We start from the raw sequence: 13,472 nt of genomic DNA, 5'->3' as shown, positions 1-13,472 counted from the left end.
CGTGGAGCATTGATCTCACCCGTGCCTCCCCGAATTGCTACACGTGACGGTAGTGAGCCTGAAGGGACCCGACAAGCGGACCTACCGGACGCCTGCCATGGGTCGAGAACGGATTTTGGTCTCCCGGCGCCTTCCGGACATTCGCCTCTAGCTTGGAAGCTATGCCGGTCTAGCCGGCCGTCTTCCAGACCGCTGGAGAGGCTTTCACCTCATGGATGAGGCGAGCCTTGGGGGCTCGGCTTGTCAAGGACGCGCTGTTTGGCGCGCCGCTCCGCGGCCGGGCGGAGCCCGGTCCTTGAGAAGCCGAGGCCCCAAGGCAAACTGGCCGCCATGAGATCAATGCCACGGTGGGTCCGGGCGGGCCGGACGTGCGCCTAGCGGAGGGCGGCGCGGGCTCGGGACTTGGGGCCACGCGGCCCTGGACAAATCCACGGCCGCGTGGCGGCGCCTGGCTCCCAGCCCGGCCTACCTGGCCGCCCCGGCGCGCGCGACCGCGTCGGCGCCGGCGGGGAGCCGCATGGGGCAGGACGGGTCGGTGGCGGCGCGCCAGACGGCTTCGGAGACATCCCGGGAGGTGGTGACGTCGCCGCCAGCCTGGAAGCGCCCCATCATCTGGGCCGCCAGGGCCTGGTAGGGCTCCGGGATGTTCAGGCCCATGCGGGCGCGGGCGTTGTCGCCGAACGGGGTCTCGGGCGCCCGCCCGGGGATGACGATGCGGATGCGTACGCCGATCGCCTCCAGCTCCAGCGCCACGGACTCGGTGAAGGCGTTCACCGCCGCCTTGCTGGCGGTGTAGATCGACATCAGCGGCAGGGGCTGGAAGGTCACGCCGGAGGTGACGTTGACGATCACGCCGGAGCCGCGCTCGCGGAACTGCGGCAAGACGGCCTGGGTCATGGCGATGGTCCCGAGGGTGTTGGTCTCGAACAGCTCGCGGATCTTGTCCATCGAGACGCCTTCCAGCGGGCTCATCTGGCCGACGCCGGCGTTGTTGACCAGGACATCGAAGGGGCCCGCGGCCGCCATGGCCCGGGCGATGCTGGCCGGGTCGGTGACGTCGAGCGGCAGGACCCGCATCCGATCGGACGCCGGCAGGACGTCCGCCTTCGGCGTGCGCATGGTGGCGATGACCGACCAGCCGCGGTCGTGAAAAAAGTGGGCGGTGTCCAGGCCGAAGCCGGACGAGCAGCCGGTGATGAGGACGGTGTTCATGCGAAATCCTTTGCGGAGCCGGCGAGCGGCCGCAGCCCTGGCGCTGAGCTGCGCCGCGCCAGGGGCAGGCGACACCGCGGGGCGCATGGGACGCTTCGCGCCAGCCGATGACAAGTGGGCGGCTGAAGGACCGCGCCAAAAACGGCTGGGTTCCGGACTGCCGGAGAGGCTTTCATCTCATGGTTAAAGGCGAGCCGAACCTTTGCCGACAGAAAATCAGAACACCAGCGCCCACCCCTCCACGACCGGGAGCGCCGAGGGTCCAGTTCGAAGGCCATCACCCCAAAGTTCCTTCTTTGTTCTTGACACATCGCTGCCTCCAAGGCGAAGCTTGATCCCTCAACCGCAGGGTGGTCCGAAAGAACCGCGATGAACGTTCCAACCTGCGCGGGCTTTGTCGCCGACTTCCCCGACGACGAGGTCGCGACGCGTCAGGAGATCGCTGTGTATGGCGACCGCAACGTCGCGGTGGCCGTGGGTGAGATGTTCGCCGGCCTGGAATGCACCGACGTTTCGGAGCCTCACTACGGCGGAGAGGTGGGTTGGGACTTCACCTTCAGATACGGCGCGCGCCATTCGTTCTGGTGCCGCGTGCAGTCATTCCATCCCATCTACTGGCTGCTGCTGGAAGGCGCCCCCCGGAAGCGCGAAGCCGCCGCGCACGTGGAACTTTGGCGGAAGTTCGCGGACGACCTGGAACAGGATCCAAGGTTCGATCAGGTCCTTTGGCGTCCCTTCGAGGAAGGCCCGCCCGACCGGGACGAATTCACGGTGACGGACGATCTTCCGCCGCCCACATATCTGGACGAGTTCCCCCCTCGGCCCACCAAACCCCGGCCGAAGGCGGCGGGCGGGTCTTTGGCGCGAGTCATCGTCCCCGCCTGGATCGCCCTGGTCGTTGTGACGATGATCTTTGTCGACAACGTCATCCACGGCGCTAAGGCCCAGGCCGAGGTTAGATCGCTGGCGATAGTGGGGCTTTTGGTCGGTCTCGCCGTTGTCTTGCGAGTGGTCGACCATCGCCGGAAGCGCAGGCGCTATGGCTCGGATGAAAACCGGGGATCCGACGCCTAGAACACCAGAGACCGAGCCTCTTTACACGCGCCGTGCCGACGGCGCCGGATCCGCGAAGGCTTCTAGTTTGTTCCCTTTTTGTTCTTGATTTTCTCTCGCTGCCGTGGCATTCTCGATGCGTGCGACGGATGGTTTGCGAGACATCCTCGCCAGCTCCTTTGCGCAAAGGCAGGAGGTGGCATGTCCGAGGGTTGGTCTTCGCAAAGCAACGACGATCTGGACGATATCGACGCCTGGATGGCGCGACGGAACGCCCAGCTCGCCCTACAGCCCGAGGCGGACAGCGTGGCGCGGAACCTCTGGAGCCAAGCAAACCAGAGCGGAGACGACCTCTACGCCGGCAACCCGAGCGATCTGACCGCCATCGGGCTGGCGGCTCTGAGCGGAGCAGGGCCGTACCCGACCACAGCCGCCAACGACGATGACCAGGACCTGGACGGTTATGCGCCCTATCCGTCGGCGCCGGGCGACGGGGCAGCAGGTCAGGACGACACAGAGGCGTCGGTGGGAGGCGCCGACAACAGGGGACCGGATCCCCTAACCGCCGCTGGCGGCAGCGCCCCGCAAGGATCGCCGATCCCAGGGACCCAGAACCCTGGCCCTGATCCGTCGCAACCGAACGGGGCGAACGATCCATCGGTGAGCGAGCTTGTCGTGGTTGGCCGGCCACCCGACCAAGCGCCTCAGCCCGGCTTCTTCGACGATCTGAACCACAACCCGATCGCACAGGCCGTAGGCGGCACCACTGGATTCCTCATCGGCTTGCCTGCGGGCGCACTGCGAGGCGGCTGGCACGCCCTTGAAGGCGTTGGTCATGGCTTAAACTTCGTGGGCGGCCTCTTCGCTCCTGGGGGCGTGGCGAAGGCGTGGAACGAAGCGAGCGCCGCCGCGCATGACGCGCTTCAATATGGGCGCAGCGCCATCGTCGATCCATCACGACTGGCGAAGGACGCCATCTCCGAAGGTGCTGCCGCGATCCATAGTCTCAATCCGTTCACGGCGCCCCAGACCGACACTGCCTTGGGCGAGTTCGGGCATGAGTTGGGGGTCGGCGCGAACTGGGGCGAGACGTTGACGAATATTGCGGGCGCCTTCGCCGCCCCTGAAGTCGCCGCCGGGGTTGACGCGGCTCGGACCTTCGCGGCGACACGGGATGCGAACATCGCGGAGATGATGGGGCGGGGAATGGACGAGCCAACGGCCACATACCTGTCCAAGCCCTACAAGGGCCAAGGCGAGCATGCCGTGATCCCGCAAGCGCAAGACAGGATCCTCGGATTTAAAACACCCTGGTTGAAGGATGTGACGATCTCGGATTGGATCATGAACAGTCCCTTGAACGTGTCCAAGCCACGGGGGATGTCACAGGGCGATTTCTACGAATACCACTTTGGGGTGGACCCCCGTTTCTATGGCGCCAGGCTTCCTCAAGGCCTCAACGGAGGCAAGGGGTGGAGCGGTAAGCGCCTGGGGCTGGAGAGATACAGCGGGCCCCAGCAGGTTTGGGTGAGAACGCCGGGTATTTATAAGGACACCGCTTTTGGGGTGGGGTCGGGCGAGGCTCTTGGCCTGCTGCCGCAGGATGATGCAGAGGCGCCGCAATGATTGTTCCACCGTGGGCCGGGTTCGTCGCGGACTTCCCTGACGACCAAGTTGAAGGCGGCGGCGACATCCAGGTGTTCGGCGGTCGCAATGTGGCGGTGGCGCTTGGGGAGATCCTGGCCAGCCTCGGATGCAGCCGCGTCTCCGCCCCCAAGGCCGCCGGGGAGATGGGTTGGGAATTCACCGCCTACTATGAGGATCGCTATCCCATCTTTTGTCGATTGCAGTCGTTCCACCCCGTGTTCTGGCTGCTCTTCGAAGATTCCTCGGCGTCCAAGAAGGGCGCTGTGGCCTATGTCGCGCTCTGGCGAAAGTTCGGGAACGCCCTGGAGCAGGACCCCCGGTTCCACAAAATCCTCTGGCGTTCCTTCAAAGAAGGTCCGCCGGATTGGGATGAGGTCGAGGCCACCAGCGATTCTCCTGAGAGGGCGTTCGAGGAAGAATTCCCTCCGTCAAAGATAAAAATAGATAAGCCACGCACGTCCATATGGCCCTATCTCATCGGAATTTGGCTCACGGCCTCAGGCATCGCTGCTCCTGCCGCCAAATGGGGATCGTCAAACCTCTTTCACAAATTTGGATACGTGGTTTTCGGGATCATTCTGTTTTCAATCGGCGCCTTCTTCCTCTTGATCGCGATCAATCAGAACAGGGAAACGCTGCTTGTTCCGTGGCGCCAAAGAAAGCATCCTAAGCGTGCTCGCCATTGAGAGTGGCCGACCATTGTCGAAGCAGCCTCCGCGCCCGGAATAGGAACCAGGGCTCCGGCGCCTGGGATACCGATGCGGCTGGCGGCGGGCTCCCAGGACCGCCCCGACACGCTCACCCCGGCGAAGGCCGGGATGAGCGATGAAGTCAGAACACCAGCGACCGCGCCTCCTTCACGTGCGGCAGGGCCTGGATCTTTTCCAGCAGCTCCGCCGAGGGCGCCTGGTCGACGCCGACCAGGGCGATGGCGTCGTCGCCGGCGGAGACCCGGCCGAGGTTGAAGGTGGCGATGTTGACGCTGGCTTCGGACAAGAGGGTTCCAAGCGCGCCGATGAAGCCCGGCTTATCCAGGTTGTTGACGTAAAGCATGGTCGGGCCGAACGGGGCGTCCAGGTCCATGCCCTTGACCTCGATGACGCGCGGCGCGCCGGCCAGGACCGAGCCCGCGAAGGAGCGCTTGCCCTTCTCCGTGGTGACGGTGATGCGGATCAGGCTCTCGTAGATCGGGCTGTCGTCCTGGCGGCTCTCCAGGACGGTGATGCCGCGCTCCTTCGCCACCGCCGGCGCCGAGACCATGTTGATCTCCGCCAGCATGGGCCGCATGACGCCGGCCAGAGCGGCGGCGGTCATCGGCTTGGCGTTCAGCCTGGCCACGTCGCCCTCGTAAGCGATGTCGATGGCCTTGATCCCGAAGTCGACCATCTGGCCGGCGAAGGCGCCGAGCTTTTCGGCGAGCGCGATGAACGGCTTCAGCCGCGGCGCTTCCTCCGCCGTGACCGAGGGGCTGTTCAGCGCATTGGTGACGGCGCCGGTCAGCAGGTAGTCGCTGATCTGCTCGGCCACCTGCAGGGCGACGTTCTCCTGGGCCTCGTTGGTCGAGGCGCCCAGGTGCGGGGTGGCGACGAAGTTCGGGGCGCCGAACAGCACGTTCTCCCTGGCCGGCTCGGTCACGAAGACGTCGAAGCCCGCGCCGCCGATCTGGCCGCTCTCAAGGCCGGCGCGCAAGGCCGCCTCGTCGACCAGGCCGCCGCGGGCGCAGTTGACGATCATTACGCCCTTCTTGGCCTTGGCCAGGTTCTCGGCCGACAGGATGTTGCGGGTCTTGTCGGTGAGCGGGGTGTGCAGGGTGATGAAGTCCGCGCGGGGGAGCAGCTCGTCGAGCTCGACCTTCTCGACGCCGATCTCCACGGCGCGCTCTTCCGACAGGAAGGGGTCGTAGGCGATCACCTTCATCTTCAGGCCGAGGGCCCGGTCGGCGACGATGGAGCCGATGTTGCCGGCGCCGATCAGGCCGAGGGTCTTGCCGTAGAGCTCGACGCCCATGAAGCGGCTCTTCTCCCACTTGCCGGCCTGGGTGGAGGCGTCGGCGGCGGGCATCTGGCGGGCCAGGGCGAACATCATGGCGATGGCGTGCTCGGCGGTGGTGATCGAGTTGCCGAAGGGGGTGTTCATCACCACGATCCCGGCGGCGGTGGCGGCGGGGATGTCGATGTTGTCGACGCCGATCCCGGCGCGGCCGATGACCTTCAGCCGCTTGGCGGCGGCGATGACGTCCTTGTTGGGCTTTGTGTCCGAGCGGACGACCAGGCCGTCGTAGTCGCCGATGACCTTGATCAGCTCGTCCTTCGAGAGGCCGGTCTTGATGTCGGTGTCGACGCCGCGCTGACGGAAGATCTCGACGGCGGCGGGGCTGAGGCTGTCAGCGATGAGAACGCGGGGCATTCGGGGTGATCCTTTGTTTCGGTCCGCTCATCCCGGCGAAGGCCGGGATCCAGATGGGATGGCTCGGAGGCGGGCTCTGGAAGCACAGCGCCAATCCGGTCAGCCCGGCGTTTCGAGATCTGGATCCCGGCCTTCGCCGGGATGAGCGGTATTTCGGGGGAGCGGCCCTAAGCCGCGGCGAGTTCGGAAGAGACGGTGGCGAAGGCCCAGTCGAGCCAGGGGGTGAGCGCGTCGAGATCGGCGGTCTCGACCGTGGCGCCGCACCAGATGCGCAATCCGGGCGGGGCGTCGCGGTAGCCGCCGATGTCGAGGGCCACGCCCTCCTTCTCCAGCACCGCCGCCAGCTTCTTGGCGAAGTCGGCCTGGGCGTCCCCGGAGAGCGAGGCGACGGCCGGGTCGATCACCTTCAGGCAGACCGAGGTGTTGGAGCGGATGGCGGGATCCTCGGCCAGGAAGGCGACCCAGCCGGTCTTCTGCGCCCAGGCCTCGAGCACACCCAGGTTGGCGTCGGCCCGGCGCTTCATTTCCGTGAGGCCGCCGATCGAGGCCGCCCACTTCAGAGCGTCGACCGCGTCTTCCACCGCCAGCATGGACGGGGTGTTGATGGTCGCACCCTCGAAGAGGTCGAGGGTGACTTTCCCACCCTTGGTCATCCGGAACAGCTTGGGCATCGGCCAGGCGGGCGTGTGGCTCTCCAGCCGGGCCACCGCGCGGGGCGACAGGATCAGGACCCCGTGCGCGGCCTCGCCGCCCAGCGCCTTCTGCCAGGAGAAGGTGACGACATCGAGCTTGGCCCAATCAAGGTCCTGGGCGAAGGCGGCGCTGGTGGCGTCGCAGATGACCACGCCCTCACGGTCGGCCGAGATGAAATCGGCGTTCGGCACGCGCACGCCCGAGGTGGTGCCGTTCCAGGTGAACACCAGGTCGGCGTCGGGGCGGACCTTGGCCAGGTCCGGCAGCGCGCCGTAGGGCGCGTCCAGCACCTCGGCCTCGATCTTCAACTGCTTGGTGACGTCGGTCACCCAGTCCTTGCCGAAGCTCTCGAAGGCCAGGAGCTGCACGGGGCGCGGGCCCAGCATCGACCACATGGCCATCTCGACGGCGCCGGTGTCGGAGCCCGGGACGATGCCGATCAGGAAGTCGTCGGGGACCCCCAGCACCTCACGGGTGCGGTCGATGGTCTCCTTCAACCGCGCCTTGCCCAGCTTGGAGCGGTGCGAGCGGCCGAGGACGGCGTTGGTCAGGTTTTGCGGGGACCATCCGGGGCGCTTGGCGCAGGGGCCGGACGAAAACTCGGGTCGCGCCGGCCGCATGGCCGGCTTAGCGGGGGTCGTCATAGCAATGTCTCCCATCCTTGCAGATGGACTGCGCCCCGTTGGGAGGGCGTGGCCCGCGGGTCAAAGACCCGGCTTCGGCCCCGCAGGCAAGCGCAAAGATTCTGGATGCGGCTGTAAGCCACGCTTCAAGGCGCGGATCCGCGCCGTCGGGCGGTCAGGCGACCGCGGCGCTTTTGATCCGGCGGCGCCAGGCGACCGCCGTCCCGATGACCAGGCACCAGATGATGCCGGTGAAATCGACGTTGTTGACGATGGCGTGCAGCTTGTCGGGCGCGCGTTCGGTGACGAAATAGAAGGCGTGCAGGGTGAACTGGACGGCATAGAGCAGCATCGCGCCGCCGAGCCAGAGGCTGCCGAACACCAGCACCACCGCCAGCAGGGCGACCGCGGTCAGCCCGTCCACCACCAGCTCCACGACCGGCCCCAGACCCGAGGCCATCGACGCGCCGAGCAGCAACATCAAAAGGGTGTTGGCCAGGACCACCCCGCCGCCGATGCGCTCGGGGAAGCCGCCTTTCCAAAAGGAAAAGATGCATCCGCCGAAAACCAGGGCCAGTTCGGCGAAGAATATCGGATCTATATGGCTGGGATACATAGTGCCGCGCCTCTAATCCTCATTAGAGACGCGGCACCAGTTAAATCTTCGCAACAGCGGGGCGGCGAACCGCCCCGAAGTTTGTTAGCGCACTTGGCGCAGGGTCGTTTCCGAGGTGTCGGCCATCGACGCCGGCTTCGGCTCGATGCCCATCTTCGCCCGGATGCCGAGGCGAAGCTTGGCTTCGTTCAGCTCGTTGTGCACGGCGACCATCGCGGTGCGCGCTTCGCTGAGGGCCTTGATCGCCTCGACCATCTTCGCGGCCGCATCGTCGGCGAACACCATCGAGACGCCGACATCCTTACGGGCGCGCAGCATTTCGCTCATCAGTTCGGACGCTTCAGCGAGCGCTCCGTCAACGGCGGCTTCGGTCACGAAGAGCTTCTTCGCCACGCGCTGAGCCACAAACGCCTTTTCCATGTCCGTAATTCCCGACTGAGTTAGCAACCACAATTTACGGTAAATAGAATATTAAGGTTCGCGCAATCGATTCATGGGTTGTTAACCATAAATTTCTCTCTGGGAGGTTGAATCTGTGGTGACGGCGCCACAGTCCAGGTTGCGGCTACGTAGAAGTCCGGAGGGCCGCGCCCGGGTCTTCGACTGAATCGCCCGGTGGGAAGCAAACGTTAGGATTGTCGAGCTAGAGCGGAGGTCCCTGTGCGGCCTTTCGCGAGCGCCATGACCCCGACGACCGGCACCTCCGGCCCTGCGCCCACCGCCACCTTCCACGCTCGCGTGGCGGGGGTGGGCCTTGTCACGACCCTGGTCGTGCTGGTGGCGGCGTGCCTGACGTTCATGTTGCAGCAGTGGGCGGTGGCCCGCACCCAGTCGCACCAGATGTACACCGGCCTGGCGCAGATCACCGCCACCACCGAGGCCCAGGCGATGACCGGCGGCGATGCGGCCTCGGTCCGCGCCGCGGTCCAGGCCCTGGCCGGCAGCCGCAACATCGAGACCGCCGAGCTCACCGACGCCAAGGGCGCGCTGCTGGCGAGCTTCCGGCGCCCGCCGGCGCCGAAGCCCCCGGCGGGCGCCCAAATCCCCAGCCAGGCCGCCTCGACCGGGCCGCTGGAGACCATCCGCACCGATGTCGTCGCCGACGGCCGCAAGCTGGGCGTGCTCGCGCTCACCGTACACAGCCCGGCGCTGACCGCGCTGCTCCCGCAATTCATCGCGCTCACCGCCGCCCTGCTGTTCGGCGGGATCGGGGTGGCCCTGTTCCTCGCCCGCGGCATGGCGCACCGGGTGATCGCGCCGGTGGAGCGCCTGTCACAGGCCATGCACCAAGTGGCCGGCGGCGGCAGCTTCGAGCCCGTCGAGGTCAAGGCCCAGGACCAGCTGTTCCGCAGCCTGACCTCCAGCTTCAACCACCTCCTCGGCAAGCTGGGCGAGCGCGAGGAAGACCTGAAGGCCGCCATGCGCGACCTCGAGAGCGCCCGCGACGCGGCCAACGCGGCCAATGTGCTGAAGACCCAGTTCCTGGCCAACATGAGCCACGAGATCCGCACCCCGCTCAACGGGGTGCTGGCCATGGCCGAGGTGATGTCCATGGGCGAGCTGGCGGACGTCCAGCGCGAACGCCTGGGCATCATCCGCCAGTCCGGCAGCCTCCTGCTGGCCGTGCTGAACGACGTGCTCGACCTCTCCAAGATCGAGGCCGGCAAGCTCAGCCTGGTGAAGGAGGACTTCGACCTCGTCCCGACCCTCAGCGCCACCGCCGAGACCTTCCAGGTGCTGGCCCGTGGCAAGGGCCTGGGCTTCGGCTTCACCATCAGCGCCGAGGCCGAGGGCTGGTGGCGCGGCGACGCCGACCGCCTGCGCCAGATCGTCGGCAACCTGTTGTCCAACGCCGTCAAGTTCACGCCCGAGGGCTCGGTCGAAGCCTTCGTCGACATCACCGAGAACGCCCAGGCGCTGCGCCTGGTGGTCAGGGACTCGGGCGTCGGCATCGCGCCGGAGAAGCTGCCGGCGCTGTTCGAGAAGTTCACCCAGGCCGACAACTCCGCCACCCGCCGGTTCGGCGGAACGGGCCTGGGCCTGGCCATCTGCCGCGAGCTAACCCAGATGATGGGCGGCTCCATCGACGTGGAAAGCCGCGAGGGCCACGGCTCGACCTTCACGGTGGAGCTGCCGCTGTCGCGCGGCGAAGCGGCCGGCGCGGCCACCGAGGCGGCCGCCCACGACACCGGCGACCGCAACATCCGGCTGCTGGCCGCCGAGGACAATCCGACCAACCAGCAGGTGCTGGCCGCGGTGATGGAATCGCTCGGCATCGACATCGACATCGTGGGCGACGGCAAGCAGGCGGTCGACGCCTGGAAGGTCGGCGGCTACGACCTGGTGCTGATGGACATCCAGATGCCGGTGATGGACGGCATCGACGCGGCCCGCGCCATCCGCGACCACGAGGCCGCCGAGCAGCGCAAGCGCACGCCCATCGTGGCGCTCACCGCCAACGCACTGACCCATCAGGTGGACGAGTACCTGGCCGCCGGCATGGACGGCCACGTGGCCAAGCCGATCGAGATCGCCAAGCTCTACGAGGCGATCAGCGCCGCGCTCACCGCCGCGGCTACCGGCGCCTCGGGCCGCACGCCCCAGCCCGCCGCCACCCAGGTCGCCTAAGGCCGCCCAGCCCGCCGAGACGGCGCCGAAGGCTTTTCCACAGCCCATCCACAGGCTGTCCACAACAACCCGCCGCATGAACACCGGACAACACGGACCTCAGCTTCCCGTGAGCCGTTTCGTGGTCTCTTGGTCCCTGGCGCTGAACAGCGCCCCTTCCGGATCGAGGCTACGACGGTCCGCGGCTACGGCACGCGATCGACCGCCGAACCAACATCCGGAGTGCGGGAGCGCCCTGGGACCTTCGCGGTCCCGGGGCGTTTTCGTTTGTTCAGGCGGCGCCGACCCGCAGGGTCCCGTCCAGCACCGTCACCGCCCGCCCGCGCAGCAGCACCCGCTCGCCCGTCATCTCGCAATCGAGGTCGCCGCCACGGCCCGGATAGGCCTGGCGGAAGCTGACCCGCGCCCGTCCGAGCTTGTCGGCGTAGAGCGGCGCCAGGATGGTGTGCAGCGAGCCGGTGGCCGGATCCTCCGGAATGCCGGAGCCCGGCGCGAAGAAGCGGTCGACGACGTCGTAGGCCGCTCCGGCGTCGGCCAGGGCGGCCACGCCGACATTGCCGCGTCCGCCGGTGGCGCTGGAGGACACCGCCTCCAGCTTGACCAGGTCCGGAGCCGCGCCCAGCACCTGCGCCTCGTCATTCAGCACGGCCACCAGATAGGTCGAGGCCCAGACCTCAAGCGGCTCGACGCCCAGGGCCTCGGCCAGGCCGGCAGGCGTCGCGATCTGGCGTGGCGGCTGGGCGGGGAAGTCCATCTCGTAATCCTCGCCGAACCGACGCACGGTGAGCGGGCCGGACTTGGTGTCGAAGACCACGGCGTCGGCCGTCAGCCCCAGCTCCGCGAACAGGACGTGGCCTGAGGCCAGGGTGGCGTGGCCGCAGAGCGGGACCTCCAGCGCTGGCGTGAACCAGCGCAGGCCGAAGCGCGCGGGATCGGCGGTCCTGAGCAGGAAGGCGGTCTCGGCCTGGTTGTTCTCGGCGGCGAGGGCCTGCATCCAGGCGGCGTCCGGCCAGTCGGCGAAGGGCTCGAGCACACAGGCCGGGTTGCCGCGGAAGGCCTCCGCGGCGAAGGCGTCGACGGTCCACTGGCGCATGGCGGGCTCCTCTAGGGCGAGCTTGCACATAGCGACGGTAAGGAATTAGGCAAGCGGCTAATTGATCAGCTCAGCCGTCGATCACCGTCAGTTCCGGCCAGCGCGCGAGCGCCGAGGCCGCGGTGCGCGCAAAGCCGTTGGTCTTGCGGATCGGATTGGGCCGCAGGCGCAGGGCGAAGAGGTCCTCTAGGCCGAAAGGCGCGATGACGGTCAGGCCATCGTCCGCTTCCAGCCGCACGCCCACCGCGAAGGTCGTGCTGACGAACCGCTCCAGGGCCCCGGCGGTCTCCCGCAAGGGCGCGTAGGGCTCGCCGAACTTGCCCTCGAACCACAGGTGGACGCGGGCCTGGTTTCGCACCTCGACGAGGTCGCGCAGCGGCGGGTCGAAGGCGGCGGCCACGCGCCGGATCACCACGTCCTCGGCCTCGTAGGAGGTGTCGGCCGCGTCGAAATAACCGACGTCATAGTCCTTGATCCCATAGTCGGGATCGCGGCCGGTCAGCCGGTTCAGAACCCGCTGGTAGACCGCGCCGGAGAACACCAGCCAGTCGGGCAGGCCAAGGTCGCGGACCGTGCTCAGCACCCGCATCAGGCTGGGCGCGGCGCGGACGATGGCCTCCAGCCGGCGTTCCAGCTCCGGGTCGGCGAGGCTGGGGTCGGCGGGTTTCACGCTCACGCCTTGCCCCGCAGCGGCCAGCCGTGATCCAGCGGGCCGTGGCCGGCGCCGAAGCCCGGCGCGCGGGCGATGGCCTCCTGCACATAGGCCCAGGCGCGCGCGGCGGCGGCCTCCAGCGACATCTGCTGGGCGAGGCCGGTCGCCAGGGCGGAGGCCAGGGTGCAGCCGGTGCCGTGGGTGTGGCGCGTCTCGATCCGCTCGGCCTCGAACAGGGTCTCGCCATAGGGCGTCATCAGGACGTCGATGACCCGGTCGCCCGGAATGTGCCCGCCCTTCAGCAGCACCGCGCCGGCGCCGGCCGCCAGCAGGGCGTCGCCCGCGCGCCGCAAGTCGTCGGTGGTGGCGACGGTCAGGCCGGTCAGGGCCGCGGCCTCCGGCGCATTGGGCGTCAGCACCGCAGCCCGCGGCACGAGCAGATGCATCAGGGGCCGGTCCGCATCCTCGGCCAGCAGCCGCGCCCCGCCCTTGGCGACCATCACCGGATCGATCACCGCCGGAACCAACCCCTCGTCCAGCAGGCGCGCGACCGTCTCGACCATCTCCGCGTCGCCCAGCATGCCGGTCTTGATCACGTCCGCGCCGATGTCGCGCAGCACCGCGCGCGCCTGAGCGGCGACGAGGTCGGGGGACAGGGGCTGGACGGCGCTGACGCCCAGGGTGTTCTGCACTGTGATCGCGGTGACCGCCGTGGCCGCATAGCCGCCCAGCATGGTGACTGTCTTGATGTCCGCCTGGATACCCGCCCCGCCGCCGGAGTCGGATCCGGCGATGATCAAGACGCGGCCAGGCAGGGTCATGGCTCCCGATAGCGCGGCGCCGGCGGAT

At 67.8% G+C, this 13,472-nt stretch carries 12 protein-coding genes; 4 read left to right on the top strand and 8 right to left on the bottom strand.

What is annotated here, in order from left to right; all coding sequences use genetic code 11:
* Nucleotides 1–465 precede the first annotated feature (465 nt).
* Nucleotides 466–1,212, bottom strand: coding sequence for an SDR family oxidoreductase (locus E8A49_RS07825; RefSeq protein WP_293378590.1), 747 nt, complete (start codon nucleotides 1,210–1,212; stop codon nucleotides 466–468).
* Between the two features lie 369 nt (nucleotides 1,213–1,581).
* Here E8A49_RS07825 and E8A49_RS07820 point away from each other — a divergent pair, with 369 nt between their 5' ends.
* From E8A49_RS07820 to E8A49_RS07810, 3 genes are all read left to right on the top strand, one after another.
* Nucleotides 1,582–2,286: a hypothetical protein gene (locus E8A49_RS07820; protein ID WP_293378588.1), complete on the top strand. Its 705-nt coding sequence runs from the start codon at nucleotides 1,582–1,584 to the stop codon at nucleotides 2,284–2,286.
* A gap of 180 nt (nucleotides 2,287–2,466) precedes the next feature.
* Nucleotides 2,467–3,891 (top strand): hypothetical protein, encoded by a 1,425-nt coding sequence (locus E8A49_RS07815; RefSeq protein WP_293378585.1) that lies wholly within the window; start codon nucleotides 2,467–2,469, stop codon nucleotides 3,889–3,891.
* On the top strand, nucleotides 3,888–4,598 hold the full coding sequence (locus tag E8A49_RS07810; protein ID WP_293378582.1) for a hypothetical protein: 711 nt from the start codon (nucleotides 3,888–3,890) through the stop codon (nucleotides 4,596–4,598). Before E8A49_RS07815 ends, E8A49_RS07810 begins: the two co-directional genes overlap by 4 nt.
* Nucleotides 4,599–4,743: 145 nt before the next feature.
* Here E8A49_RS07810 and serA read toward each other — a convergent pair whose 3' ends face one another.
* The 4 genes from serA to E8A49_RS07790 all read right to left on the bottom strand — a co-directional run bounded on the left by serA (nucleotide 4,744) and on the right by E8A49_RS07790 (nucleotide 8,670).
* Nucleotides 4,744–6,318, bottom strand: a complete 1,575-nt coding sequence (serA, locus tag E8A49_RS07805; RefSeq protein ID WP_293378579.1) for a phosphoglycerate dehydrogenase — start codon at nucleotides 6,316–6,318, stop codon at nucleotides 4,744–4,746.
* Nucleotides 6,319–6,485: 167 nt separating this feature from the next.
* Complete coding sequence (locus tag E8A49_RS07800; RefSeq protein WP_293378576.1) at nucleotides 6,486–7,655, bottom strand: phosphoserine transaminase; 1,170 nt, start codon at nucleotides 7,653–7,655, stop codon at nucleotides 6,486–6,488.
* A 154-nt stretch (nucleotides 7,656–7,809) separates the two neighbouring features.
* Nucleotides 7,810–8,250: a hypothetical protein gene (locus E8A49_RS07795; RefSeq protein WP_293378573.1), complete on the bottom strand. Its 441-nt coding sequence runs from the start codon at nucleotides 8,248–8,250 to the stop codon at nucleotides 7,810–7,812.
* Nucleotides 8,251–8,334: 84 nt separating this feature from the next.
* Nucleotides 8,335–8,670: a hypothetical protein gene (locus E8A49_RS07790; RefSeq protein ID WP_293378570.1), complete on the bottom strand. Its 336-nt coding sequence runs from the start codon at nucleotides 8,668–8,670 to the stop codon at nucleotides 8,335–8,337.
* A gap of 261 nt (nucleotides 8,671–8,931) precedes the next feature.
* On the opposite strand from E8A49_RS07790, the gene E8A49_RS07785 reads away from it, so the two are divergent.
* Entirely contained in the window at nucleotides 8,932–10,878 is a 1,947-nt protein-coding gene (locus E8A49_RS07785; RefSeq protein ID WP_293378567.1) for an ATP-binding protein, read from the top strand.
* Between the two features lie 271 nt (nucleotides 10,879–11,149).
* On the opposite strand, the gene E8A49_RS07780 is transcribed toward E8A49_RS07785, so the two are convergent.
* From E8A49_RS07780 to thiD, 3 genes are all read right to left on the bottom strand, one after another.
* Nucleotides 11,150–11,971: a PhzF family phenazine biosynthesis protein gene (locus E8A49_RS07780; protein ID WP_293378564.1), complete on the bottom strand. Its 822-nt coding sequence runs from the start codon at nucleotides 11,969–11,971 to the stop codon at nucleotides 11,150–11,152.
* Between the two features lie 70 nt (nucleotides 11,972–12,041).
* Nucleotides 12,042–12,560 (bottom strand): nucleotidyltransferase family protein, encoded by a 519-nt coding sequence (locus E8A49_RS07775; RefSeq protein WP_293378603.1) that lies wholly within the window; start codon nucleotides 12,558–12,560, stop codon nucleotides 12,042–12,044.
* An 83-nt stretch (nucleotides 12,561–12,643) separates the two neighbouring features.
* On the bottom strand, nucleotides 12,644–13,444 hold the full coding sequence (gene thiD, locus E8A49_RS07770) for a bifunctional hydroxymethylpyrimidine kinase/phosphomethylpyrimidine kinase (RefSeq protein ID WP_293378562.1): 801 nt from the start codon (nucleotides 13,442–13,444) through the stop codon (nucleotides 12,644–12,646).
* Nucleotides 13,445–13,472: the final 28 nt, after the last annotated feature.

This window comes from Phenylobacterium sp., from assembly GCF_004799515.1.
Taxonomy (GTDB): domain Bacteria; phylum Pseudomonadota; class Alphaproteobacteria; order Caulobacterales; family Caulobacteraceae; genus Phenylobacterium.
Note: the sequence above shows the minus strand (reverse complement) of the source record. Positions and strands in the feature narration are given on the sequence as shown.